At 61.8% G+C, this 25296-nt stretch carries 17 protein-coding genes and 1 other RNA gene; 4 read left to right on the top strand and 14 right to left on the bottom strand.

Annotated elements, in window-relative coordinates:
• Positions 1–47 precede the first annotated feature (47 nt).
• Positions 48–596: an adenine phosphoribosyltransferase gene (locus OKW98_RS10820; protein ID WP_265389141.1), complete on the top strand. Its 549-nt coding sequence runs from the start codon at positions 48–50 to the stop codon at positions 594–596.
• A 309-nt stretch (positions 597–905) separates the two neighbouring features.
• On the opposite strand, the gene recR is transcribed toward OKW98_RS10820, so the two are convergent.
• From recR to dnaX, 4 genes are all read right to left on the bottom strand, one after another.
• Positions 906–1508 (bottom strand): recombination mediator RecR, encoded by a 603-nt coding sequence (recR, locus tag OKW98_RS10815; RefSeq protein ID WP_265389140.1) that lies wholly within the window; start codon positions 1506–1508, stop codon positions 906–908.
• Positions 1509–1577: 69 nt separating this feature from the next.
• Complete coding sequence (locus tag OKW98_RS10810; RefSeq protein WP_265389139.1) at positions 1578–2606, bottom strand: NADP-dependent oxidoreductase; 1029 nt, start codon at positions 2604–2606, stop codon at positions 1578–1580.
• 183 nt (positions 2607–2789) lie between these two features.
• On the bottom strand, positions 2790–3116 hold the full coding sequence (locus OKW98_RS10805; protein WP_065988699.1) for a YbaB/EbfC family nucleoid-associated protein: 327 nt from the start codon (positions 3114–3116) through the stop codon (positions 2790–2792).
• A gap of 89 nt (positions 3117–3205) precedes the next feature.
• Positions 3206–5350 (bottom strand): DNA polymerase III subunit gamma/tau, encoded by a 2145-nt coding sequence (gene dnaX, locus OKW98_RS10800; RefSeq protein WP_265389138.1) that lies wholly within the window; start codon positions 5348–5350, stop codon positions 3206–3208.
• A 208-nt stretch (positions 5351–5558) separates the two neighbouring features.
• Between dnaX and OKW98_RS10795 the strand changes: the two genes are divergently transcribed.
• Positions 5559–6320 (top strand): substrate-binding periplasmic protein, encoded by a 762-nt coding sequence (locus OKW98_RS10795; protein ID WP_265389137.1) that lies wholly within the window; start codon positions 5559–5561, stop codon positions 6318–6320.
• 416 nt (positions 6321–6736) lie between these two features.
• On the top strand, positions 6737–8443 hold the full coding sequence (gene acpA, locus OKW98_RS10790) for an acid phosphatase (protein WP_265389136.1): 1707 nt from the start codon (positions 6737–6739) through the stop codon (positions 8441–8443).
• Positions 8444–9101: 658 nt separating this feature from the next.
• Here acpA and OKW98_RS10785 read toward each other — a convergent pair.
• The 4 genes from OKW98_RS10785 to ffs form a co-directional block, all read right to left on the bottom strand.
• Positions 9102–10319: an MFS transporter gene (locus OKW98_RS10785; protein WP_265389135.1), complete on the bottom strand. Its 1218-nt coding sequence runs from the start codon at positions 10317–10319 to the stop codon at positions 9102–9104.
• A gap of 100 nt (positions 10320–10419) precedes the next feature.
• On the bottom strand, positions 10420–10788 hold the full coding sequence (locus tag OKW98_RS10780) for a Rap1a/Tai family immunity protein (RefSeq protein ID WP_265389134.1): 369 nt from the start codon (positions 10786–10788) through the stop codon (positions 10420–10422).
• Positions 10788–11714 carry a type I pantothenate kinase gene (coaA, locus tag OKW98_RS10775; RefSeq protein ID WP_265389133.1) on the bottom strand — a complete coding sequence of 309 codons (927 nt, stop codon included), beginning with the start codon at positions 11712–11714 and terminating at the stop codon, positions 10788–10790. Before coaA ends, OKW98_RS10780 begins: the two co-directional genes overlap by 1 nt.
• Positions 11715–12509: 795 nt before the next feature.
• Positions 12510–12606, bottom strand: an RNA gene (gene ffs / locus OKW98_RS10770) — signal recognition particle sRNA small type.
• Between the two features lie 236 nt (positions 12607–12842).
• Between ffs and OKW98_RS10765 the strand changes: the two genes are divergently transcribed.
• Entirely contained in the window at positions 12843–13337 is a 495-nt protein-coding gene (locus tag OKW98_RS10765; protein ID WP_265389132.1) for a GNAT family N-acetyltransferase, read from the top strand.
• A 3-nt stretch (positions 13338–13340) separates the two neighbouring features.
• On the opposite strand, the gene OKW98_RS10760 is transcribed toward OKW98_RS10765, so the two are convergent.
• The 6 genes from OKW98_RS10760 to OKW98_RS10735 form a co-directional block, all read right to left on the bottom strand.
• A complete protein-coding gene (locus OKW98_RS10760; protein ID WP_265389131.1) occupies positions 13341–15146 on the bottom strand; it encodes a putative bifunctional diguanylate cyclase/phosphodiesterase in 1806 nt (601 codons plus the stop codon).
• Between the two features lie 172 nt (positions 15147–15318).
• The gene (locus tag OKW98_RS10755; protein WP_265389130.1) at positions 15319–16485 is read right to left on the bottom strand and encodes a zinc-binding metallopeptidase family protein; all 1167 of its coding nucleotides are present in this window, start codon (positions 16483–16485) and stop codon (positions 15319–15321) included.
• A 900-nt stretch (positions 16486–17385) separates the two neighbouring features.
• The gene (ligA, locus tag OKW98_RS10750) at positions 17386–19734 is read right to left on the bottom strand and encodes an NAD-dependent DNA ligase LigA (protein WP_265389129.1); all 2349 of its coding nucleotides are present in this window, start codon (positions 19732–19734) and stop codon (positions 17386–17388) included.
• 227 nt (positions 19735–19961) lie between these two features.
• The gene (zipA, locus tag OKW98_RS10745) at positions 19962–20810 is read right to left on the bottom strand and encodes a cell division protein ZipA (RefSeq protein WP_265389128.1); all 849 of its coding nucleotides are present in this window, start codon (positions 20808–20810) and stop codon (positions 19962–19964) included.
• Positions 20811–21085: 275 nt separating this feature from the next.
• The gene (gene smc, locus OKW98_RS10740) at positions 21086–24574 is read right to left on the bottom strand and encodes a chromosome segregation protein SMC (protein ID WP_265389127.1); all 3489 of its coding nucleotides are present in this window, start codon (positions 24572–24574) and stop codon (positions 21086–21088) included.
• Between the two features lie 3 nt (positions 24575–24577).
• Positions 24578–25237 (bottom strand): GntR family transcriptional regulator, encoded by a 660-nt coding sequence (locus OKW98_RS10735; protein WP_265389126.1) that lies wholly within the window; start codon positions 25235–25237, stop codon positions 24578–24580.
• Positions 25238–25296 lie beyond the last annotated feature (59 nt).

Genomic DNA, 25296 nt, shown 5'->3' with positions numbered 1-25296 from the left:
CGGGCTTAGACTGACGTCTTTTGAGTCATGTCCTGCCCGAGATCCTTATGATTTTCGACGAATTGAGCATCAAATCCCTCATCCGCCCCGTGGTGGACTTCCCCAAACCCGGCGTGATTTTTCGTGACATCACCCCTCTGTTCCAGTCACCCAAGGCCCTGCGCCTGGTCATCGACAGCTTCATCCAGCGTTACATCGATGCCGAGTTCACCCACGTCGGCGCCATGGACGCACGCGGGTTTCTCATCGGCTCGATCGTCGCCTACGAACTGAACAAACCGCTGGTGCTGTTTCGCAAGCAAGGGAAATTGCCGGCCGACGTGCTGGCCGAGGCCTATCAGACCGAGTACGGCGAAGCGCTGCTGGAAGTCCACGCCGACAGCCTGTGCGACGGTGATTCGGTGGTGATGTTCGATGACCTGATCGCCACCGGTGGCACCCTGGTCGCCGCCGCCAACCTGATCCGCCGCATGGGCGCCAAGGTTCACGAAGCCGCCGCGATCATCGACCTGCCTGAGCTGGGCGGCTCACAACGCCTGCGCGACATGGCAATCCCGACGTTCTGCCTGACCGAGTTTGCGTTGACGGATAAATAACGCCGCGACTACCTCGGGCGATCGGTTCTACTTGATCGTGCCCACGCTTTGCGTGGACATGCGTCCCGTGACGCTCCGCGTCACCTTGTACAGGGCTTGAGATGTCGGGCGGATGCCCCGGCGCCTTGGCGGCTAAAGCCATTCCCACTAAGTGCGCGGGGTGTCTGTAGGACCGGCTTCAGCCGGGAATGGGCCAGTGTGGGCACCCTGGATTCGGGGTGTGACACCTGCCGCCTTCCCGGCTAAAGCCGGTCCTACATCCGAGCTCGCTCCGACAGATATCCAGTAGCTTGAAGACCGGGGTTTTGACTACAACTGAATCGGCTTGCGCCCTGCGAACGAGTGGGCGAGCGTGCCGCCGTCGACCAGTTCCAGCTCGCCACCCAGCGGTACGCCGTGGGCGATCCGTGAAGTGATGAGGCCTTTGTTGGTGAGCAACTGGGCGATGTAATGCGCCGTCGCTTCGCCTTCAACCGTCGGGTTGGTGGCGAGGATGACTTCGGTGAACGAGGCCTGCTCTTCGATCCGCGCCACCAGCTGCGGGATGCCAATGGCCTCAGGCCCCAGACCGTCCAGCGGCGACAGATGCCCCTTGAGCACGAAGTAGCGCCCCCGGTAACCGGTCTGCTCCACCGCATACACGTCCATCGGACCCTCGACCACGCACAGCAACGTGTCGTCGCGCCGGACGTCCGAGCACTGCGGACAGAGTTCTTCTTCGGTGAGGGTGCGGCATTGTTTGCAGTGACCGACGCCTTCCATCGCCTGACTCAGCGCCTGGGACAGACGCGAGCCACCGCTGCGATCGCGCTCCAGCAGCTGCAACGCCATACGCTGGGCGGTTTTCTGACCGACGCCGGGCAGGATGCGCAGGGAGTCGATCAACTGGCGAATCAGGGGGCTGAAGCTCATTGGAGAAACGTCCGACAAAAACACGAGACGCGGTTTATACCCGCGCCTCTGATTACCGTCAAATCAGGGTCATGAGACCTTGACCACCAGCTTGCCGAAGTTCTTGCCGTCGAGCAGGCCAATGAACGCATCCGGCGCGTTCTCCAGACCTTCCACCACGTCTTCGCGGAATTTCACCTTGCCGTCCTTCACCAGCGGAATCATGGCCTGCATGAATTCTTCCAGGCGGTGGTAATACTCTTCGTAGACGATGAAGCCCTGAATCTTCGCGCGCTTGGTCAGCAGCGTACGCATCAACAGCGGCAGCCGATTCGGCCCCTCTGGCTCGCTCTGCGCGTTGTAATGGGCGATCAACCCGCACAACGGCACTCGCGCACGTTCGTTGAGCAGCGGTATGACCGCTTCCAGCACCTTGCCGCCGACCAGTTCGAAATAGATGTCGATGCCGTTCGGAACAGCTGCTTTCAGCTGCTCGGCGAAATCATCACTGCGGTGATCGATGCAGGCGTCGAAGCCCAGCTCGTCGACCACGTAACGGCACTTGTCTTCACCACCGGCAACGCCCACGACGCGCAGGCCGTTGAGCTTGGCCACTTGGCCGACCACAGAGCCGACTGCCCCCGAAGCCGCAGCGACGACCAAGGTCTCGCCCGCTTGCGGCTTGCCGATGTCCATCAAGCCCATGTAACCGGTGATGCCCGGCATGCCGAGCACGCCCACGGCCATTGACGGGCTGGGCAGGTCTTTCGGCGCCATCAACAGGTTGCTGCCGTCGGAAATGCTGTGGGTCTGCCAGCCGGTCTGACCGACCACCAGATCGCCTTCCTTGAATTTCGGATTGCGCGACTGCTCCACCACGCTGACTGCGCCGCCTTCCATAACCGCGTCGATTTCCACCGGCGCCGCATAGGACGGGGCGTCGCTCATGCGACCACGCATGTAGGGATCAAGGGACAGATAGAGCGTGCGCAACTGCACTTGGCCGTCTTGCAGGTCAGGCAGCGCCTCGCGCTCGAGACGGAAGTTTTCCGGGGTCGGTGCGCCTTGGGGACGGGACGCCAGGACTACGCGCTGGTTGAGGATCAATTCTTGCGTCATCGGAATGGGCTCCATGATGAAGGGTTGCGAGGGTATAGAAAGCAGACCGTCGGCAGCGAGACGCGTTCGGTCGGATGTGGGGCTCCATATGACGCGCGTAATGCGGGGCGGACTTGGCGCCGTCCCCAAACAAGAATGCCAGGCACGAGGGCCTGGCATTCGGGTGTCGCAAAAGCCGCTCGATCAGAACGGCATTTTCATGCCCGGCGGCAGCTGCATGCCGGCTGTCATGCTGGCGGTCTTTTCCTGGCTGGCCGCTTCGATCTTGCGCACGGCGTCGTTGACGGCTGCAGCGATCAGGTCTTCGAGAATTTCCTTCTCTTCTTGCATCAGGCTGTCGTCCAGGCTGACGCGCTTGACGTCGTGACGCCCGGTCATGACCACGCTGACCAGACCGGCGCCGGATTGGCCCGTCACTTCAGCGTTGGCCAGCTCTTCCTGCATCTTGGCCATTTTTTCCTGCATCTGCTGAGCCTGCTTCATCAGGCCTGCCATGCCACCTTTCATCATGGGAGTTACTCCTCGGAAGTCATTGGATAGAAAGTCATTGAACAATACGGGGCGCCCCATCAGCTTAGCGCCCCCGAAAATCGTTGGCGCTAAACCGGCGCCTGTGCCGGCGCATCCACCGGCGCAATCGTATCCTCGCGGATCGACGCACCGAACTGCTGCATCATCTGCTGGATGAACGGATCGCCGTGAATCGCCGCCTCGGCCTGCTTCTGCCGATCGGCACGCCGGCGCGCCGCTGCCTGAGCCGGGGTTTCCTGCTCGGGCTTGATCAGTTCGATACTCAGGTTGAGGGTGCGTTCATGGTATTGGTTCAGCGCGTCATTCAAGCGGCGCTGCTGGGTCGAGTTGAACAGCGCGCTGTGGGCCGGATCAAGGTGCAGCAGCCAGTTGTCGCCTTCCACCGAAATCAGCGTGCAGTTGGCGGCGATGCTGCCGGTCATGCCGGAGATCGGCAGTTTCGGGAACAGCTCCAGCCAGTCCGCCGCAAGACCGGTGGCAGGCTTGGAGGCCGGCAGCAGCTCGGGCTCCTTCTCCACCGCTTCGACAGCTTCGTGGGCCAGGTCATCGAGGTAAGCGAACGACGCCGGATCGATGTCGATGTCCGGCTCGTTGTAGTCATCATCGGGCGGCGGCTCGTCATCGCGCTCCATCGGCGCCGGCACGTAAGGTGCGGCGTCAGGCACGTGCTCGATCATCTGCGGCGTCACGGCGTCGGCGGCGGCTTGCAACTGCTCTGACGATGCGACTTCGGGCGCGTCGGGCACCGGGCTCGCGGGGGCTGGCGCCGGCATTGGCGTCAGATCCGGCTGCTCGGCGACGGTATCGAGGACGGGCTCGGGAATCTCGGCGACGGATTCTGAAGCAGGCTGCGCAGACGGCTCTGATTCGGGCTCGTTAGCAGTGGCTGGCGGCGCGACTTTTGGCTCGTTCCACGGAAGATCTACTTCTTCCTCCGCCACGGCCGCTGGCGCAGGTTGAGCGTCAGGCACGGCCACCGGAGCAGGCTTGTCGATAACAGGCGCTGGCGACGGGGCGGTGACGGGGTTGGATGCTGCGGATGCTGAACTCGCCACCGCTGTCCGGGAATCAACCGTGGCCGGGTTGATCCCCACTGACTTTAACGGCTGGGTCGGCGCGTTGTCGGCATCTGCCGGCCGGAACGCCAGCATGCGCAGCAGGACCATCTCGAAACCGCCACGGGGGTCCGGCGCCAACGGCAAATCACGGCGACCGATCAGGCCCATCTGGTAATAGAACTGCACATCTTCGGCGGGGAGCGCCTGGGCCAGCGCCAGCACGCGATCCCGGTCGCCGTGGCCGTTATCAACCCCTTCAGGCAGCGCCTGGGCGATGGCGACCCGGTGCAGCACGTTGAGGATCTCCGAGAGCACGCCGCTCCAGTCAGGCCCCTGCTCGGCCAGATGGCGCACGGCTTCAAGCAACGAGCGGGCATCGCCCTCGATCAACGCCGCGAGCACATCGAACACCTGACCGTGATCCAGCGTGCCGAGCATGGCGCGCACGTCGGCCGCCAGCACCTTGCCTTCGCCGAAGGCAATCGCCTGATCGGTCAGGCTCATGGCGTCACGCATCGAACCATCGGCAGCGCGACCCAGCAGCCACAGCGCGTCGTCTTCGAACGGAACATTCTCCACGCCCAATACGTGGGTCAGGTGCTCGACCACACGCTCAGGGGTCATGTTTTTCAGGGAGAACTGCAGGCAGCGCGACAGAATCGTCGCAGGCAGCTTCTGCGGATCGGTGGTCGCGAGGATGAACTTGACGTAGGGCGGCGGCTCTTCCAGCGTTTTGAGCAACGCATTGAACGAGTGGCTGGAGAGCATGTGCACTTCGTCGATCAGGTAGACCTTGAAGCGGCCGCGACTGGGTGCGTATTGCACGTTGTCGAGCAGCTCGCGGGTGTCTTCGACCTTGGTACGGCTGGCGGCGTCGATCTCGATCAGGTCGACAAAGCGGCCCTCGTCGATCTCGCGGCACACCGAACATTCGCCGCAGGGCGTTGAAGTGATACCCGTTTCACAGTTCAGGCACTTGGCGATGATCCGTGCAATGGTGGTCTTGCCGACCCCCCGCGTGCCGGTGAATAAATAGGCGTGGTGCAGGCGCTGACTGTCCAGCGCGTTGATCAGGGCCTTGAGCACATGGGTCTGGCCGACCATTTCGCGGAACGAGCGCGGACGCCATTTACGTGCAAGAACCTGATAACTCATTGAAAACCGTCGCGACTGGGTTGCGGAAGACCGCCAATGCTAGCGGAGCAGGGGCAAAATTGCATCTGGTGTCCGACGCTTATCGCTATTATGGCTGGCCTGACTCCGCAACACGGCTCCGCGAGATGGTTCCCTCACAAGGTTCCGCACCTGGATTGCGAAGACACAGCAGGCCTGAAACGTCGCACTGTTACTTCGAGGGATCCGAATGCGAGTGTGGGTAATGAGTGCCATGGGGCTGTTGAGCGCGACTGCGGCTGCAGAAGGCCCGCCGTTGCGCTTTGCCGTGGCTGACAGCTGGTCGATGCCGCTGATGCAGGTGGGCAGCAGCGGGCCCGAGGCCGGCATTCTTTTTGACATCATGGAAAGCCTGGCCCGACAGATCGGCCAGACCGCTCAGTACCGCGTTTATCCACGGATGCGCATACAGGCGGCGACCGAGCGCGGTGAAGTCGATGTGCGCTGCTACGCCGCGCAGTCCTGGTTGCCGGATATGTCCGGCGACTACACCTGGAGCCTGCCGCTGCTGACCCAGCGCAATGTGATGGTCGGCAGCGCCTACGACACCGCACCCTTTCAGTTGAGCGCAATTCTCGGCGATCACATCGGTACGGTGCTGGGCTACTCCTATCCTGTGCTGGACCCGCTGTTTGCCACCCGGGATCTTATCCGCGAAGACGCGAGGTTGCAGGAGCAGGTTCTGCAAAAGCTCTCGGCCCACCGCTACCGTTATGCAGTTGACACACAGTGGTCGCTGGACTGGTACAACCGCGACCGGAAAGCCGACGAGAAACTCAGGCCCGTGTGGGTCATCGATGAACAGCCAGTGGGCTGCGTCGCCCGCAACGACCCGAGCGTGCCGGCCCAGCGGATCATGCGCACGCTGCTGAGGATGAAGATGTCCGGGGAGATTGAGCGGATTGTCGAGCGGTATCAGGTGCATTCGGGTAATCCGGACGATCCCTATTGAGGCTGCGCCGCTTTTCTATTGTGTGCCCGGCTGCGACTTTCTAGGTGGGACCGGTGCCGACTGTGGGACCGGCTTCAGCCGGGAAGGCGTCATGTGACGCACCGCGAGACTGATGGCGTACATGCTGGCGCCTTCCTTGTAGGACTGGCTTTAGCCGGGAAGGCGTCTTGCGTCACACCGCTAATTTGATGTCACCCGCGCTCGCCTCTTCCCGGCTAAATCCGGTCCCACTAAAAGATCGCGCGCACTCAGTGGGGCCGGCTGCGACTTTCTATGTGGGACCGGCTTTAGCCGGGAAAGCATTGGGTGGCACAACACAAATCGGACGTCGCCTATCGCTGTAGCAATCCCGTCATATTCCCTCGCTAGGCTCCGGCGACATATGTTGTAACAACTTGACCTGCGAGCGCCCCGCCATGAGCAAGAAACCGGAAGATCCAGCACAGGCTTCAACCACTCAGGCGCCGGTGGATGGCAGCCGCCGGCGCTTCCTTGGGGGCGTTGCGGTACTGGGCGCTGGTGCAACCCTCAGTGGCGTGGTGGGCGCGGCCGAAGCAGCCGTTGAAGGCAAGCCTGCAACGGCCACCATGCTGACCGGCCCGGCGCTGGACAAGGCGCTGCAGGACAACGTCAAAACCATCGTGGTCATCTACGGCGAGAACCGCAGCTTCAATAACCTGTTTGCCAATTTCCCCGGCGTTGAGCAGCCGCTCTCCGCCGTGAAAGCCGACCAGTACCGCCAGCGTGACCGTGACGGCAAGGTCCTCGACACCCTGCCGCAGTGCTGGGGTGGCGTCTGCCAGATCGGCCCGCAGAGCGTCGACGGCGTGACCTACGCCACAGGCGTGCAGTACCAGGAAAACCTGCCCAACGCACCCTTCCCCCTCAAAGGTCCAAGCGGCGAGGACCTGCCACTGAGCATCGTCACCCGCGACCTGTGGCACGTGTTCTATCAGAACCAGATGCAGATCAACGGTGGCAAGAACGACGCTTTCGTGGCCTGGGCAGACTCCGGCGGTCTGACCATGGGCTACTACGCCCAGACCCAATATTCCCTGCGCTTGTGGGACGTCGCCAAAGAGTTCGTGCTCTGCGACAACTTCTTCCAGGGCGCCTTCGGCGGATCGTTCCTCAACCACCAGTACCTGATCTCGGCCCGGGCGCCCTTCTACCCGGACGCGGCGAACTCCCCGGCCAAGTCGCAGATCGCCGCGCTGGAAAGCAGCGATCCGCTGGACTATCGACTCAAGCCGCTGGAGAAATCACCGGCCAGCGCCATGACCGGCCCGCCGCAATTCGGCCCGAGCGCCTTGACGCCGGACGGCTACGGCGTCAACACCATGGCTCCGCCCTACTGGCCGACCTGGCTGCGCGACAAGGAGAAGCCGGACTACTCGCAGCCGGGGCTGGCCAACGTGCTGGTGCCGCAAACCCACGACCACATCGGCGACAAACTGTCGAAAAAGAACGTCGACTGGGCGTGGTACGCCGGTGCCTGGCAGGTGACGCTGGACGAGTACAAGGACTCGACCGGCATCCCGAAGATCCCGAACTTCCAGTACCACCATCAGCCGTTCAACTACTTCAAGCAGCAAGGCCCCGACAATCCGGCAGAGCGCAAGAAGCGCCTGCGCGACGGCGGTCTGGGCGACGAGTCCTCTACCAATAAATTCCTGGCCGACGCTGAGGCTGGCAAGCTGCCCGCGGTGACCTTCTACAAACCCCAGGGCAACCTCAACATGCACGCCGGTTATGCCGACATTGCGGCCGGCGACCGACACATCGATCGCGCGATCAAAGTGCTGCGCAACAGCCCGCAGTGGAAAAACATGGTGATCGTCATCACCGTTGACGAAAACGGCGGCTGGTGGGACCACGTTGCGCCACCGAAGGGCGACCGCTGGGGACCGGGCACGCGGGTGCCGGCAATTGTCATCTCACCGTTCGCGCGCAAAGGCACGGTCGACCACACGGTGTACGACACCGCCTCGATCCTGCGTCTGATTACGCGGGTGCATGGTCTGGAGAAACTCGAAGGATTGACCGAGCGCGACAACGCCATGGCCGCGCGCGGTCAGGCGCCGATGGGTGATCTGAGCAACGCGCTGCAGTTTCCGGTATAGAGCGGGGGCATCCGCTGTCGGCACACGTTCGATGACGGTACACAACACCCTGTAGGAGCCGGCTTGCTGGCGAACCCGGTGGGCCAGACACGCAGGTATCGGCAGACAGACCGCTTTCGCCAGCAAGCCGGCTCCTACACTGGATTTACGTCAAACACGCCATCGCCGTCGGACCCAAAACCTGTAGGAGCGCGCTTGCCCGCGAATGCGGTGGATCAGGCGCATGGATGTCGCGGGCTGATATTTTTCGCGGCCAAGCGCGCTCCTACCGTTGATCTCGGCACCCTCTGCAATGCTCGGCGTACGCATACTCCCGGAGCCGGCTTGCTGGCGAACACGGTGGGCCAGACATGCACATATCGGAAGACGGCCTTCGTTCGCCAGCAAGCCGGCTCCTATACTGGATTTACGTCAAACACGCCACTGGCGGCGGGCCCAAAACCTGTAGGAGCGCGCTTGCCCGCGAATGCGGTGGATCAGGCGCATGGATGTCGCGGGCTGATATTTTTCGCGGGCAAGCGCGCTCCTACAGTTGATCTGGGCAACATCTGCAACGTTCGGCGTACGCATACTCTGTAGGAGCCGGCTTGCTGGCGAACCCGATGGGCCAGACACGCAGGTATCGGCAGACAGACTGCCTTCGCCAGCAAGCCGGCTCCTACGGATGGGTGGCGTGCTCACTGCTCATGTCAGAGCTACCACGCTCGTTCGGCAAACAAACCGTCAACACCGCCAGCACAACCGCGACCCCCGCAATCACCCCATACACCGCAACGAACGAACCACTCACGCTCGCCAGCAGCCCGGCGCAGTAATTGCCGAGCATGCCGCCGACGCCCTGCATGATGTTGGCGATGCCGAAGATGGTCACCGCCAGGGCCGCACTGGTCGCCATCTTCGACACATAAGCGGGAATCAGCCCGAAGATCGGGTAGAACGCCACGGCGAACACGACGCCTGCCACCAGCGGCCAGTAGCCGGTCGGCGCAATGACCAGGATCACCGCTGCCGTCGCCACGCAGACGTACACCAGCAGCATGGCCGCACGCAGGCCGATGCGGTCCGACAACGCGCCGAGGGCCAGGCCGCTGAACATTCCGACAAAGCCGATGCTGGCCCAGATCTGCGCGGTGTACTCGACGCCGAAATGCAGCTCCGTTCGCAAGTAGGACGACAGATAGTTCTGAAACGGAAAGGTCGAAAAGCCGATCAGAAAATTCATCGACCAGACTTTGTACACCCAGCCCTGCAGCGCCTCACGCAGCACGCCTTTGCGTGGCGCGCCATCACTGGCGCTCTCATCGTTGCGCATAAAGAGCCGCGCACGTTTGAACACCAGAAACACACCGACGACGAGCAACACGGTGATCAGCCCGACGATCCACCACACCGTGCGCCACTGGCCCTGGGGCGCATACAACGGCACCAGCAGGCTGTTGATGAACACGCCATAACTGGTGCCGCTCGACACCAAGCCCATGGCCATCCCACGGTATTTGTAGGGCACGGACCGCGATATCACATCGACCATCGGCACAAACACCGTCGCCGCCGTGCCAGCCAACACCGTCAGCAGCAGACCGATCAGCACCACGTTCTGCGCCAGGGGCATGAGCAGCAAGGCCAACGCGCACACGGCACCCGATCCGAAGATCACCCAGCCGCCGCCAACACGAGGCGTCAGCCAGGCCGCCAGCAACGCACTGGCGAGAAACCCCGCCTGCCCCGCTGCGGTAATGGTGCCCACGTAAGCGATGTCGAAGCCCAGACTGGCGCGCATGTCTGGCACCAGTTGAGCGAAGAGGTAGATTCCGAAGCCGTAAGTGGCAGCCACGAGCCCCGTGAGTAACAGCACAATCAGTGCATTGACACGCATCGTCGGCATCCTTGCTGAAGGCCGTCGCAGACGCGGCGGCACGGCTCGACCCGGAGGATTACTTCCGGATCAAGCAACAGGCTAGCGTAAAACGTGAGGGTTACTGGCAGGGAAAGGCGTTTTTCAGCGCAGCGACGACCAACACGGATTCATTCAGATGCAGGCTCTCGGGGTGTGCTTGCAACGACTGCACAATGATGCGCATGGACTGAATCATCGGAATCCCGCCTTCGGGCACACACACCAGCCGTGGCAGTCCGCCCGCTTCGTGGAAAAGGTCCAGCGTGTCCATCGTCGCTTGCAGCACCCCGACGCAGTGGCCGACACCCACGCCGTTCTGTGCCACGCCGCCGCTCATGCTGTTGATCCCGTCCTGGCACTCGAGCAGCAACTTGTTGCCGTCCGCCAGAGCGCCAGCGCTGACGCACAGCGCGAATAACGCCGACGCGCCTGCGATCAATTTACTCATCAGCGCAGCCACAATTCCTTGACCGAATGATCCGACGCCTTACGCACCACAAGGCTGGCACGCTCACGGGTCGGCAGGATGTTTTCCAGCAGATTGGGCCGGTTGATGTCGTGCCAGATCTTGCGCGCCGCGTCGGGAGATTTCTCCGGCGGCAGGTCGGCCAGCTCGCGGAAATAGGCGCCTCGCGCACGAAACGCGGTGCGTTGCAGCATCAGAAAGCGCTCGACGTACCAGCGCTCGATGTCGCCCTCCTCGGCGTCCAGATAGATGGAAAAATCGAAGAAGTCCGAGACGATGCTGCCCGGCTTCTGCCCATCGTTGCCCTCGGTCTGTAATACGTTCAGGCCTTCAAAAATCAGGATGTCGGGCTGGCTGACCTTGAAGAACTGGTCTGGGACGATGTCGTAGCTGATGTGGGAATAGACCGGGGCGCTGATTTCAGGCGTGCCAGCCTTGAGATCAGAGAGAAACTTGACCATGCGCTTGCGATCGTAGCTTTCCGGAAAGCCTTTGCGGTGCATGATGCCGTCGGCGACAAGCCGGGCATTGGGGTGCAGAAAGCCGTCGGTGGTGATCAGATCAACCCGCGGATGATCCGGCCAGCGCGCCATCAGCGCCTGCAACACCCGGGCAAACGTGCTCTTGCCCACCGCGACGCTGCCTGCCACCGCGACCACGTAGGTCTGGCGTGTGGCGGGGCGCCCGAGAAAGGTGTCCTTGATGCTGTCGAGATTGCGCGCAGCGCTGACGTGCAGATTGATCAGGCGCGACAACGGCAGGTAAATGTTGGCGACATCCTCCAGCGAGATGTCCTCGTTCACGCCTCGCAATGCCGCCAGATCTTCTTCGGACAACGTCAATGGTGTACTGGCACGCAGCCCCGCCCACTCCGCGCTGCTCATTACCAGATAGTCATCAGGGGCCATCAATCGCGTTCCAGTCAGGTGTCCGTATCAACAATGGTGCGAAGACTATCGTATTGGTCCAAATGGAGGGCAGATTTATTTGGATCTGTCCGGGCGACTGGCTTACCTCACTGACGTCATTTCCGCCAGGTCCGCTGCCAGGATTTCCAGCCTAGGCCGCATGATCAGACGCATTCAAGGCATCCAGCGCCAGACGATGCGGCGGCAAGTACGGCTGATGAAAGTCGGCTATTTCAGAGGTAATCGGCTCTGAGAAACGAAATGGCGATTTCCTTGCGCAGGGCAGGACATCAGGAGGGTCCCGATCCGTCCAATTCGCCCCGGAAAACTGTTCTCAAAAAAGGATGCACGATGAAATCTCCAACTCAAGAGGGAACACCGTACGAGGTTGCTATCTGCTGAAATCAAGCTTCTGCTCGCCCTTCAGGCAGGACAGTCTTTGGTCAAGGGTGACGACGTGCACACACTGCGCCATCTGATCGCCAAGGGGTATGCAATTGGGAAGGACGCCTCTGATGGAGACGGGGACGAGTACGTCGAAGTGCGTCTGTCGCCATCAGGCCGGGAGGTTGTGAGCGACCTTTACACAGACGAATGACGGCACAGTTGCCTTACCGCGAGGTCAGCGCCTGATCGCAGCAGCACGGGAAGATTGTTCGGCGACTTGGAAGATGTCAGCACGCGTTACGGCTGCACCACTTCGGCATGCCTGAGCATTGTCATACTTCGATATTTTTTGCTGCGAAATCCCTGCAGAGATGCGGGACTTGGAGAGAGGATGCGTTATGGAGGCAACCCCACCAGCCACACCCCGGCACACAATGTTCCCGCTGTGGCTGCTGCCTTCCGGCTCTGACCAGGTTCACGGGTAATCGTTGCGGGGGGACCGATGGGGTCACCATAACGACGCTCGCCAGTGGCGAGCCGCGCCATTGTACCGGTCTCGCGCGAAGTTACAACCTCTTGTTTCAGATTAAGATTTTGAGCGTATCCGAGCCCTCACGGCCTGTGCGATGCAGCGGCTGAGGCGCCGAATGCGGCACAATGGCGCCTGAATTTTCGCCGCCCGTCAGCAAGTGGCTTGCCCCCTGCCCGGCCCCGCCAAGGCGCAAGACACAGGAACCACCGATGCACTTCGCGCTCACCCGCTATGAATCGCTCTCCCCCACGCAACAGCGCCAGTTGCTGGACATCGAACTGCTCCCCGAGCAGATCCGTCACGTCGGCGACATTCATGGCGGTCTGCACACGCTGACCGCCCGTCCCGTCGTCGACCGGCAAGGCTTCGTGCTGTTGATCGACGACATCCCTCGGGGCTTTTTTGTGCTCAAGCGCAGGTCGCTGCTGCCGGATTGGGCACGTGACCACGCGAGCGTGACCACCACGCTGCACGCGCTGATGATTGATAACCGGTTTCAGGGCCAGGGGTTGGGCAAGCAATGCCTGCGCGCGCTGCCAGAATTGACGCAGCAATTATGGCCAGACACGGAGCAATTGATGCTGGCCGTGGAGACCGGCAATCACCCGGCGCGCCAGCTGTACCTGGCGCTCGGTTGGCAGGAATTGCCCGAGCGCGACGCGGATCAGCCCGGCTTTGAGCGGTTGATGCTTCTCACACTGTAACGCTCACTGCGCCAGTGATTGCAACTGCCGGATCTTGCTGCTGCGCTCGACGCTCATCCAGTGTTCCAGAGCGCTGACGTTCATGGGCCGCGCTACGAGGAAGCCTTGCACTTCGTGGCAACCCAGTTCGCAGAGAATTTCGTAGACGCCTTCGGTTTCCGCGCCTTCCGCGACCACGCGATAACCGAGGCGCTTCGCCAGATCGACGATGGCTTCCACCAGGCCGCGATCCTTGTCGTTGGTGTCGATGTTTTCCACCAACGACTTGTCGAGCTTGACCGTGGTGGCCGGCAATTGCCGCAGGTAGGTCCAGTTGCTGTAGCCGGTGCCGAAGTCATCAATGGCGATGTCGATGTTCAAGCCGCGCAGGCGCTCCAGCTGAAGACGGGTCACTTCAGGGTTGTCGCACAGGGCGCTTTCGGTGAATTCAAGCTCGAAGCCACTCGGGTCGAGACCGCTGACAGTCAACTGCTCGAACAACGCGTCGCTGAACGATGAGTTGGCCAGATCGATTGCCGACACGTTCATCGCCACTTTGAAGGCGTAGCCCTGCGCCTGCCAGATCGCCGCCTGGGCAACGGCCTTTTTCAACACCCAGAGGCTGAGCGAGCGAATCAGTGCGGTTTTCTCCGCCAGCGGAATAAACTCCACCGGACTGATCGGCCCCAACACCGGGTGCTGCCAGCGCAATAGCGCTTCGACGGTGACGATGCGGCCGGTCGCCACTTCAAGCCTCGGCTGATACACCAGCGACAGTTGATCGGGGCTGCGCACGGCCTCGGCCAGCGCGGCCAATAGCAAAAAGGCCCGCTGCTGGGCGAAGTCCAGGTGGGGCTCGTACCAGCGCCAGCCTGTCGACTTGCCGCGGGCTTCGTCCGCCGCACTGACCACCAGCCGGATCCAGTCGTGCTCATCGCAGCGGTCCAGGCCCAACCGCAACACGCCGATGCCAACGTCCATCTGAATGGGAATGTTGCGGCAGATCAGCGGCTGCCGAAAATGTTCAAGCAACTGCCGGAATTGCTGTTCCGACTGCTCGGGGCGGGCATGACGGGTGATCAGCGCGATGCGCGTCGGGCTGACCTTGTACAGCGCGGTGTCGGCAGGCAACTGGCTGCGGCAGTTTTCGATCATGCAGCGCACCAGCTCCTGGGCGAAGCTGTAACCCAGGGCTTTGACGATGCTGTCGAGAAACGCTGGCGCGACCATGTCCAGCGCGACCAGCACGTATTTGCGCCGATCGGCCAGCGCTGCGAGGTCTTCTTCCAGGCGCAGACGGTTGAACAATCCGGTGGGCTGATCGACGTAACTGGCATGGCGCAGGTTGTTGAGGCGCTTCATCACCAACTGGCCGTACATCTCAAGCATGGCCTGGTCACGCGCAGACAGCTGGGGCCGGGGCACGTGGTCGATGATGCACAGCGTGCCCAGAGCCAGACCCTCGGCGGTCACCAGCGGCACGCCGGCGTAAAAACGGATGCGCGGGTCACCGGTCACCAGGGGGTTATCGCTGAAGCGCGGGTCAAGCATCGCGTCGGGGACCTGGAAGGTCTCGTGGCTGAGGATGGTGTAGGCGCAGAAGGCAATCTTACGGGCCGTCTCCCGCTCTTCAATGCCTGAGCGTGCGCGGAACCACTGGCGGTGCTGACTGACAATGGAAACGAGGGCAATGGGGACCTCAAAGTAATGGGTCACCATCGAAATAATGTGATCGAGCACATCGTCCGCAGTCGCATCGATCAGCCCCATGTGGGTGATGCGCGAAAGCCGGCAACGCTCGTTTTTGGGGAATGGAGCACCAGAGGCCATAACTGAAATCCCTTTTAGACCGCTTCGCAAATCGCTTCGCCAGTAGTATCAAAACGATATGTATAGGGAAAATAGCACCCCTTTTTCTCCCGTGCAGGCACCGCAGACAAGCGGTGAAATCCCTTTCATCGCTTTGTACTAATGGCTTTTTGCGACCACTCACATGAAGTGATTACTGCACTTGCAGCACGTCGTCGGCCTTGCCTCCTGCACCTTGTATAACCAAATGGATGAAATGCAGCTTGGTGATGACCGCCGGCGGCAGCACGAACGGATAGAAATCTGCCTGACCCATGGCACGGGATAACTCGTTGAGCATGCCCGCCAGTTCTATCCACGCGTTGACGAACGAGAGGAACGCCGGACCGCCCGGATGCTGAGGGTCGTAGAGGGTTTCCAACGGAAACGGCTGGTAGTCGAGGTCCATGTCCCGGGCACTCATGCCCAGGCTCAGCGCAGTGTCGACGGCGTCCATCATGTGCAGATAATGCGCCCAGGTCTCCGCCCAGTCTTCCCATGGGTGCATGGTCGCGTAGGCGCTGACGAAACTCTGCTGCCAGTCGGCCGGCGCGCCATTCTGGTAGTGATGATCAAGGGCGTCGGCATAGCTGGCGCGGTCGTCGCCGAACAGGTTGCGGAAACCGTCCTGCCAGTGGGTGTCGGCGATCAGACGATCCCAGTAGTAATGCCCGACTTCATGACGGAAATGCCCAAGCAGCGTGCGGTAGGGTTCGTGCATCTGCACGCGAACCTTTTCACGAATGGCGTCGTCCGCTTCTTCGACGTTGAGGGTGATCAGACCGCTGGCGTGGCCCGTCGTTGGCAGATTGCCTTCCAGATCGACGCCGAGAAATTCAAAGGCCAGCCCGCGCTCTTCATCAACGCTTTTGGGGACGACCTGAAGGCCGAGGGTGATCAACTGCGCAACCAGTCGGCGCTTGGCGGTCTCCAGCTTGCCCCAGCGCTCGGGGTTTTCCGGCACCGAGAGATCGGGGATGGTCTTGTTGAGGCTACACGGGATGCAGAATTCTCCGGCGTTCAGCGCCGGAAACACCCAATTGCATGCCGCAGGTGTGTCGAGGTTGGCGCAACGGCGGTAGAGCCCGGCCTGGGGCTCGTCGCTGAGACGCCAGGTCTGCGGCTCGGGGCCCGGTTCCAGCGCGGCAATCTTGCTTTGCTCGGGCAGATAACCCAACGCTGCTGAGCAGGCCAGGCACTGGCTGTTGCGGAAAAACACCGACTGGCCGCAGTGGCACTGCCAGACCTTGCTGTTGCGTTTGCTTTCGCCGGCGAACGGCGCCGCGATCCGTGTGCTGAGTTGCTCGAAGAACTGGAACATGGCGATATCCTGATGGGGCTGCTAGCACTAGATCGTCAAGGGTGGCGGGGGTTCCGTTTTTTGCGCAGTCTTCCCTCCCGCCTAACGGCGGGACATTTCGCCTTCGGCGACTTACTTTTGAAAAGCACCAAAAGTAAGCAAAAGTGCCTGCTCCTGGTTTGGCCCTTCCTTCGTCAGGGTTCCCTCACTTCGACGAGGCTCCGTGGGCCCGCGCCGAACGGACATCCATGTCCTAGCGGCGCTCTCGCGGCATCCATGCCGCTCGGCCCACTCCACGTCGTCTGCGCTCGGCCTGCACCCAAGTCGCGATTGGCGTTGACCGGACCTTCGATGTACGAAGATCAAAAACAGATCAGAAGCAGATCAGAAGCAGATCAAGGGCTTCCCGGCTAAAGCCAGTCCCACGGGGTGCGCGTTGTTTCAACGATCTTTGAGCGGTCATCGTCGTACCTGACAGAACGCATTTTTTCGTAGGAGCCGGCTTGCTGGCGAATGCATCTGTCAGTCGATATCTTCATACCCGACCCACCGCGTTCGCCAGCAAGCCGGCTCCTACAGTGCGGGCTGGGTACAGTCAGTGGGACCGGCTTTAGCCGGGAAGCTGTTGATCTGCTTTTGATCTTCAAATGCAAAAGGCTCAGTCACCGCCAATCGCGACTTGGGTGCAGGCTGAACGCAGGTCTCGCGGAGTGGGCCGAGCCGCATGGATGCGGCGAGAGCGCCGTCAGGACATGGATGTCCGTTCGGCGCGGGCACACGGAGCGAGACCGGAGTGAGGGAACCCTGACGAAGGAAGGGCCCAACCGAGAGCAGGCACTTTTGGTTACTTTTAGTGCTTTTTAAAAGTAACTCGCCGAAGGCGAAACCCGAGGCCCCTAGGCCGACGCCCTTGATCTTGATCTAGGTTAAATCGACGCCGTGCTGTTTAAGAAACCCCACGAACGCCGCTTCATCCAAAACCGTAAGCCCCAGCTCATTCGCCTTGGTCAACTTCGACCCCGCCCCCGGCCCGGCCACCACCGTGTGGGTCTTCGCCGACACCGAGCCGGACACCTTCGCCCCCAAGCCCTCCAGCTTCTCCTTCGCCACGTCCCGGCTCATCAACTCCAGCGAACCGGTCAGGACCCACGTCTGCCCGGCCAGCGGCAGCCCCTGCACCACCTTCTTCTCGCTCTGCCAGTGCATGCCGAAATCCTTCAGCTGCTGCTCGATCGCCATGGCCCGCTGCGCATGCTCAGGGACATCGAAAAACGCCCTGACCGCCTGCGCCTGCTTCTCCGGCAGCGTCTGCCGCATATCCAGCCAGTCCGCCGAAACCACCGCCTCAAGGGTGCCGAACTTGTCCGCCAGCTTCTGCGCAGCACCTGGCCCCACCGACGGAATGTTCAACTTATCCAGCATCCCGCCCAAGGTCGCGCTCGCTGCGAACTCCGCGCCCAGATCACCCGTGTCCTGCAGTTGCATCTGGCATTCGCCGAGCAAGGCGCCGATCACCTTCTGGTTGTGCTCGTCCTCGAAGAAACTGTGAATCTCATGGGCGACTTCCAGCCCCACGTCCGGCAGATACGTCAGCACCTCCGGCAGCGCCCCAATCACCCGATCCAGCGAACCCAACGAGCGCGCCAGCACCTTGGCCGTCTCCTCGCCCACGTCCGGAATGCCCAGCGCATAGATGAAGCGCGCCAGCGTCGGCTGCTTGCTGTCATCGATGGCTTTGAGCAGCTTCTTGCTGGAGATGTCGGCAAAACCCTCAAGATCGATGATCTGCTCGTACTTCAGCTTGTACAGATCGGCCGGCGAGCCGATGAGCTTTTCGTCCACCAGTTGCTCGATGGTCTTGTCGCCCAGCCCTTCGATGTCCATCGCCCGGCGCGAGACGTAATGGATGATCGCCTGCTTGAGCTGCGCGCCACAGGCCAGACGGCCGACGCAGCGATACACCGCGCCTTCGCTGATGGTTTCCTTGCCCTTGCTGCGCTTGATCAGTTGCGTACGCTCGACCTGCGAGCCACACACCGGGCAGGTTTGCGGTATCTCAACAGCACGCGCGTCTTTCGGGCGGCGCTCCTGGACGACCTGCACCACCTGGGGAATCACATCGCCGGCGCGGCGGATGATCACCGTGTCGCCAATCATCAGGCCCAGACGCGCCACTTCGTCCATGTTGTGCAGCGTCGCGTTTGCGACGGTCACGCCGGCGACTTTCACCGGTTTCAAACGGGCCACCGGCGTAACGGCGCCGGTGCGGCCGACCTGGAACTCGACGTCGAGCAGCTCGGTGAGTTCTTCCATGGCCGGGAATTTGTGGGCGATGGCCCAGCGCGGTTCGCGGGCGCGGAAACCCAGTTCGCGCTGGGACGCAATGCTGTTCACCTTGAACACCACGCCGTCGATTTCGTACGGCAGCGACAGACGTTTCTCGCCGATGTCGTGGTAGTACTTCAGGCAGTCTTCGATGCCGTGGGCGATTTTCATCTCGCGGCTGATCGGCATGCCCCACTCTTTCAGCTGCTGTAGGTTGCCGGTGTGGGTGTCGGCGATGTCGTGGGACACTTGGCCGATGCCATAGCAGCAGAATTCCAGCGGACGGTTGGCGGTGATTTTCGAATCCAGCTGGCGCAGGCTGCCCGCCGCCGCGTTACGCGGGTTGGCGAAGGTCTTGCCAGCCACTTCAAGCTGACTGGCGTTCAGGCGCTCGAAACCGGCCTTGGACATGAACACTTCGCCGCGTACTTCGAGGGTGTCCGGCCAGCCCTTGCCGTGCAGCTTCAGCGGGATATTGCGGACGGTGCGCACGTTGACGCTGATGTCTTCGCCGGTGGTGCCGTCGCCGCGGGTGGCGCCGCGAACCAGCGCGCCGTTCTGATACAGCAAGCTCACCGCCAGGCCGTCGAGTTTCGGCTCGCAGCTGTATTCAACCTTCTTCGAAGCAGCGGGCAGGTCCAGCCCTTCGTTGACCCGACGATCGAACTCGAGCATGTCGGTTTCTTCGAAGGCGTTGCCCAGGCTGAGCATGGGGATTTCGTGGCGCACCTGAGTGAACGCCGACAGCGCCGCACTGCCCACCCGCTGGGTCGGCGAGTCCGGGGTCACCAGATGCGGGTTCTCCGCCTCCAGCGCCTTGAGCTCGTGGAACAGCCGGTCGTACTCGACGTCCGGGATGCTCGGCTCGTCGAGGACGTGATAGCGGTAATTGTGCTGATCCAGCTCAGCGCGCAGTTCAAGGATGCGGGTTTCGGCGGCTTTCATAAGTGTGTTCTCGAAATGCAAAAGAGCAGCCGAAGCTGCTCAATCGTGGTACGTGCATAACCTGTGGGAGCGTGGCTTGTCCCGCGATCGGCTGCGCAGCAGTCGCAACTCATCCAACGCGGTGTACCTGAAATACCTCATCCGTCAGATCTACTGCCGCTTCGCGCCAGATCGCGGGACAAGCCACGCTCCTACAGAATTGCATCGTCCAATAAACGTGCAGCCAATCAACGACGCTGGGTCAGGGCGCGGCGTTCGAACTCGACGATGCGCTGACGGTAGTGCTCGATGGTCTGCGCGGTCATGACGCTGCGCTGGTCATCTTTCAATTCACCGTTCAGCTCGTGGGCCAGCTTGCGAGCGGCTGCGACCATCACATCAAAGGCCTGCTTCGGATGACGCGGCCCTGGCAGACCCAGGAAGAAGCTCACGGCGCGGGTGCTGAAATGGTCGATATCATCCAGATCGAACACGCCCGGCTTGACCGCATTGGCCATCGAGAACAGCACTTCGCCGTTGCCGGCCATGCTTTCGTGACGGTGGAAAATGTCCATCTCGCCGAAGCGCAGGCCGCTTTCCAGAATGTTCTGCAACAGTGCCGGGCCTTTGAAGCCGCTTTCGTCCCGGGAGATCACGCTGATCACCAGCACTTCTTCCACCGGTGGCAGGTCCTTGTCCTCGGTGATGCGCTGGTTCGGCTTGTCATCCGGGAAATCATCGTCGCGAGCACTGAACAGGTCAGGACCAGCACTCAGGTTGAGGTCACCCTGATGCGGCTCGTCCTTGCGCTTGCCGCGTCGCGGTTCACGTTCGGCGCGCTCGCGGGGCGCTGCACTCATCGTCGGCAGGTCGTGCTCGTCGAGTTTCGGTTCTTTATGGGTGTCCAGGACGCGCGCAGGGCCCAACACTTCGGCGGACGTTGGTTCGTCGTCGTCCTGTGCATTGGAGAAGCTGCGGTCCAGCCTGAATTTCAATTTGCCCTTGCCGCCGCGCATACGGCGCCAGCCGTCAAACAGAATACCGGCAATGACAATAATGCCGATGACGATCAGCCACTCTCGCAGACCGATTTCCATGTAGTCCCGTGCCTCTAATGAAATTCTGAAAAGTAAGGGCGTTAAACCCCTTTAAAACGTGGAGCCAACTCTATGTTCTGAATGGCCTTTTACCCACGCGAAATGGAAAAGTGGACATTAAGCTAGCACGACCAAAGGCAACTTTACACCGTCTGTTACATCTGGCAGGTCACAAGCATCTGTCACGCTGCGACGGCGGTTCCTGTACTGGACGCCCGTGCGCCACTTTTCCCTGCAAATCTGCATGATCTCCACGCGATCAACTGCGCATCCTGCTATGACTCCACCAGCGCCATCGCCTCCTCTACGTCCACCGCCACCAGCCGTGAACAACCCGGTTCGTGCATGGTGACGCCCATCAACTGGTCAGCCATTTCCATGGCGATCTTATTGTGGGTGATGTAGATGAACTGCACCGTCTGTGACATCTCTTTGACCAACCGGGCGTAGCGCCCCACGTTGGCGTCGTCCAGCGGCGCATCGACTTCGTCGAGCATGCAGAACGGCGCCGGGTTGAGTTTGAAGATGGCAAAAACCAGCGCCAGCGCGGTCAGGGCTTTCTCACCCCCGGACAGCAAATGGATCGTGCTGTTTTTCTTGCCGGGAGGACGCGCCATGATCGTCACCCCTGTATCGAGTAAATCTTCGCCCGTCAGTTCCAAGTAAGCGCTGCCGCCACCGAAAACTTTTGGAAAAAGTGCCTGAATTCCGCTGTTTATCTGATCAAAGGTCTCTTTGAAGCGGTTACGGGTTTCCTTGTCGATTTTGCGGATGACGCTTTCCAGCGTGTCCAGCGCTTCCACCAGATCGGCGTCCTGGGCGTCCAGATAGCGTTTGCGCTCGGACTGCTGCTGATACTCGTCGATGGCTGCAAGGTTGATGGCGCCCAGACGCTGAATCCGCGCGGCGATACGTTCGAGTTCTTCTTCGGCGGCCTTCTCGTTGGCTTCGGCGGTCAACGTCGCCAACACGCCATCCAGGTCGTAGCCGTCTTCGTGCAATTGCTCCTGAAGCGCTTTGCGTCGCACGGTCAGCGATTGCCATTCCAGGCGCTGCTGCTCCAGTTGCCCACGCAGCAGCTGCGATTGCTGCTCGGCCTGGTTGCGACGTTTCTCGGCTTCGCGCAGTTCGCGGTCGGCGTCTTCCAGGGCGTTCTTGGCCGTGCGCATTTCCTCGTCGACGACCATGCGCTTTTCCAGCAGCTCTTCGAGCTTCATGCGCAGCTCTTCCAGCGGCGCTGCGCCCTCCTCCAGATTGAGGCTCAGTTGCTCGCGCTTCTCGGTCAGGCGCTCGGACTGCATCTCCAGGCGCTCCAGGGCCTGGCGCGTGGAATCATGTTGAGCGCGCAGCGAACCCAGGCGCACGGCCAACTGGTTGGCGTGATCTTTATGCTGGCGTGCCTCCTGACGCACCCGGTCCAGACGCTCGCGCAGGCTGTCGCGCTGGGCCAGCAGCAACTCGCGCTGCTCGGTGTCCAGCGCCATGCTATCGAGGGCTTCCTGCAATTGCAGGCGGGATTCGCCGAGGGTTTCGTGCTCCATGGCGCGCTGTTCGGCGAGCTCGGTCAATTCTTCGTCGAGCCGCGTGCGGCGCAGGGTCAGCTGCTCGACCTTGGCTTTGGCGGCGGACAACTGCGCCTTGAGCTCGCTCTGCTGACGGGCTTCGTCCTGCAAACGACGGCGCAGTTGCTCGCGGTTGTCTTCCTGAGTGCGTTGCTGCTCGCGCTGGGTCGACAGTTGCTCGTCCAGCGCGGCGAGGGTCGCCTCACGTTCTTCGCGCTCGGCCTCCAGCCGCTGCAACTCCTGACCCCGGGCCAGCACGCCGCTTTCGGCCTCGCTGGCACGGCGCACGCGCAGGAAATCCCGCCCGACCCAATAGCCGTCGCGGCTGATCAAGCTCTCACCGGCGCCCAGTTGCCCGCGCAGCGCCAGCGCATCGTCGAGGGTTTCAACGGGTTTGACCTGGCCCAGCCAGTGGGTCAGATCGACCTCGGTGTCGACCTTGTCCAGCAAGCTGCCGGGTATGCGCGTGACGTCAGCGCCAGGACTCACCAGGCGCAGATCGCCCTGACTGAATCCGGCCAGATCGAGCCCGGCGAAATCATCCACCAGCACCGCATTCAGGTCGGCGCCGAGCACGGTTTCCACGGCCATTTCCCAGCCCGCCTCGACGCGCAGCCCTTCGGCCAAACGCGGACGCTCACTGAGTTGATGATCGCGCAGCCACTCGGCGGTGCCGGTGCCCGGATCAAGTGCCGCCTGTTGCAGCGCCTCCAGCGAAGCGAGGCGGCCGTTCAACCGCTGCAGATCGCCTTGGGCCTGCTGTTGCGCCTGGGTGGCCTGTTGCAGATCGACGCGCAGTTGCTCAAGGCGCTCGATCAGGTGTTCTTCTTCGGCGGTCAGTTCTTCGAAAGCCATCTCCCGCGCGGCGAGGTCTTCGCTGAGTTCGAGAATCGCCGCGTCTTCCGGGTCGGCTGCGAGCAATTGACGCTCTTCGCCCAGACGCCGCTGACGCTCGGCGAGGCGCTCCAGGCTGGTTTCCAGCTGTTGAATGCGCGACTGCTGCACTTCCGCCTGCCGCCGGGGTTCGGCGGACGTGAGGTTGAAAGCGTCCCACTGTTCCTGCCAGCCGTGCATGGCGGTTTCGGCGTCTTCCAGCGCGGCGGCGGATTCTTCGGCCGCCGCGAGGGTGATCTCCTGCTCCGGCTCAAGCATCTCCAGCTCTTCGCCCAATGTGGCCAGCAACGTGCGGTCGTGGCCCAGGTGGGATTCAGTCTCCAGGCGCGCGCGCTCGGCTTCGCGCAGGTCGTCCTGCAGCTGACGCAAGCGCTGCTGGCCGTGCTGAATGCTCTGCTCGACCCGGGCGATGTCGCCGCCCACGGAATAGAAACGCCCCTGCACCAGGTTGAATCGCTCGGACAGGTCGTGATGACCGTCGCGCAGGCGCTCGATGGCCGCGTCGGCGCTGCGCTGGTCGGCGACCAGTGACTCGAAGCCGACTTCCTGATTGCCGATCACCGATTCGCGCTGGGCCACTTGCTCGTTCAGCGCCTGCCAGCGCAACGCCGACAGTTGCGCCTTGAGCTGACGCTCTTCGGCTTTGTATTCCTGATACTTCTCGGCCGCCTGGGCCTGACGCTGCAGACGCTCCAGTTGACGACCCAGTTCTTCGCGCAAATCGGTCAGGCGCGCGAGGTTCTCGTGGGTGCGGCGAATGCGGTTTTCCGTGTCGCGGCGGCGCTCCTTGTACTTGGAGATGCCCGCGGCTTCTTCGATGAAATTGCGCAGGTCTTCGGGCTTGGCTTCGATCAGTTTGGAGATCATGCCCTGCTCGATGATCGAGTAGCTGCGCGGACCCAGGCCGGTGCCGAGGAAGATGTCGGTGATGTCACGGCGACGGCATTTGGTGCCGTTGAGGTAATAGCTGTTCTGGCTGTCGCGGGTGACTTTGCGGCGAATGGAGATTTCCGCGTAGCTGGCGTATTCGCCGACCAGGGTGCCGTCGGAGTTATCGAAGACCAGCTCGATGCTCGCCTGGCTCACCGGTTTGCGGCTGGTGGAGCCGTTGAAGATGACGTCGGTCATCGACTCGCCGCGCAGGTTCTTGGCCGAGCTTTCGCCCATGACCCAGCGCACCGCGTCGATGATGTTGGATTTGCCGCATCCGTTGGGGCCGACCACGGCCGCCATGTTGCTGGGGAAGTTCACCGTCGTCGGGTCGACGAACGATTTGAACCCGGCCAGCCTGATGCACTTGAGGCGCATGAATCAGCTGGCCGCCAGGGCAGACAGCACCGATTGGCAGCTGCGCTCGGCGTAGCAGGTCAGCACGTCGCGGATGCGCGCCAGATCCCGCGCCACCACCGCTTCGAGCAATTGGCCGAAAAGGGTCAGGTATTCGCTCATTTCCGTCTGGCGTTGATGCAGCGCGAGGAAGTAGAAGCGGCTCATGGAGGGCTGCAGGTTCTCGACGGTCTCTTCCAGGTACGGGTTATTGGCGAACGGATAGGCCGCGCGCATGACATTGAAGCTCTCTTCGACGAAGCCCTTGACGTCCTGGCGCTCGCAACTGGCGATGAGCCGCTGCTGAATCTGCTGGAACGGCGCGAGGTCAACGGGCTCCTTCCAGCTTCGCGCAACAGCGAGACCGAGCAGGATGTACATCTCGCTCATCAGGGCGCAGAGGCTGGTGATGTTGTGCGGGGTCAGGACCGAGACCTGCGCGCCGCGACGGGGCAGGATCACGATCAGGTGGCGACGCTCGAGAATCAGCAGCGCCTCGCGCACCGAGCCACGGCTCACGTTCAGTGCGGCCGTGACCTTCTGCTCCTGAATCCGCTCCCCTGGCTTGAGCTCGCCGCGGATGATGCGCTCGGCAAGGTGGTGAGCGATCTGCTCGGCGAGGCTGTCAGGTGCCTTGAACGTCATTTCTTACCTTCAACTTCTTGGGTCGCATACAAGCGGCGGAGTGTATCGCACTGCACGTC

Source organism: Pseudomonas sp. KU26590 (assembly GCF_026153515.1).
Lineage (GTDB): Bacteria > Pseudomonadota > Gammaproteobacteria > Pseudomonadales > Pseudomonadaceae > Aquipseudomonas.
The sequence above is the reverse complement of the archived record's forward strand: the minus strand, read 5'-3'. Positions and strand labels throughout refer to the sequence as shown.

Excerpts from the sequence above, each read along its gene's own strand:
- recR (WP_265389140.1), bottom strand. The coding sequence starts at position 1,508 with ATGAGCTTCAGCCCCCTGATTCGCCAGTTGATCGACTCCCTGCGCATC.
- zipA (WP_265389128.1), bottom strand. The coding sequence starts at position 20,810 with ATGGAAATCGGTCTGCGAGAGTGGCTGATCGTCATCGGCATTATTGTC.
- OKW98_RS10810 (WP_265389139.1), bottom strand. The coding sequence starts at position 2,606 with ATGACGCAAGAATTGATCCTCAACCAGCGCGTAGTCCTGGCGTCCCGT.
- acpA (WP_265389136.1), top strand. The coding sequence starts at position 6,737 with ATGAGCAAGAAACCGGAAGATCCAGCACAGGCTTCAACCACTCAGGCG.
- smc (WP_265389127.1), bottom strand. The coding sequence starts at position 24,574 with ATGCGCCTCAAGTGCATCAGGCTGGCCGGGTTCAAATCGTTCGTCGAC.
- OKW98_RS10785 (WP_265389135.1), bottom strand. The coding sequence starts at position 10,319 with ATGCGTGTCAATGCACTGATTGTGCTGTTACTCACGGGGCTCGTGGCT.
- ligA (WP_265389129.1), bottom strand. The coding sequence starts at position 19,734 with ATGAAAGCCGCCGAAACCCGCATCCTTGAACTGCGCGCTGAGCTGGAT.
- coaA (WP_265389133.1), bottom strand. The coding sequence starts at position 11,714 with ATGGCCCCTGATGACTATCTGGTAATGAGCAGCGCGGAGTGGGCGGGG.
- OKW98_RS10805 (WP_065988699.1), bottom strand. The coding sequence starts at position 3,116 with ATGATGAAAGGTGGCATGGCAGGCCTGATGAAGCAGGCTCAGCAGATG.
- OKW98_RS10780 (WP_265389134.1), bottom strand. The coding sequence starts at position 10,788 with ATGAGTAAATTGATCGCAGGCGCGTCGGCGTTATTCGCGCTGTGCGTC.
- OKW98_RS10765 (WP_265389132.1), top strand. The coding sequence starts at position 12,843 with ATGCACTTCGCGCTCACCCGCTATGAATCGCTCTCCCCCACGCAACAG.
- OKW98_RS10795 (WP_265389137.1), top strand. The coding sequence starts at position 5,559 with ATGCGAGTGTGGGTAATGAGTGCCATGGGGCTGTTGAGCGCGACTGCG.
- OKW98_RS10820 (WP_265389141.1), top strand. The coding sequence starts at position 48 with ATGATTTTCGACGAATTGAGCATCAAATCCCTCATCCGCCCCGTGGTG.
- OKW98_RS10760 (WP_265389131.1), bottom strand. The coding sequence starts at position 15,146 with ATGGCCTCTGGTGCTCCATTCCCCAAAAACGAGCGTTGCCGGCTTTCG.
- dnaX (WP_265389138.1), bottom strand. The coding sequence starts at position 5,350 with ATGAGTTATCAGGTTCTTGCACGTAAATGGCGTCCGCGCTCGTTCCGC.
- OKW98_RS10755 (WP_265389130.1), bottom strand. The coding sequence starts at position 16,485 with ATGTTCCAGTTCTTCGAGCAACTCAGCACACGGATCGCGGCGCCGTTC.
- OKW98_RS10735 (WP_265389126.1), bottom strand. The coding sequence starts at position 25,237 with ATGACGTTCAAGGCACCTGACAGCCTCGCCGAGCAGATCGCTCACCAC.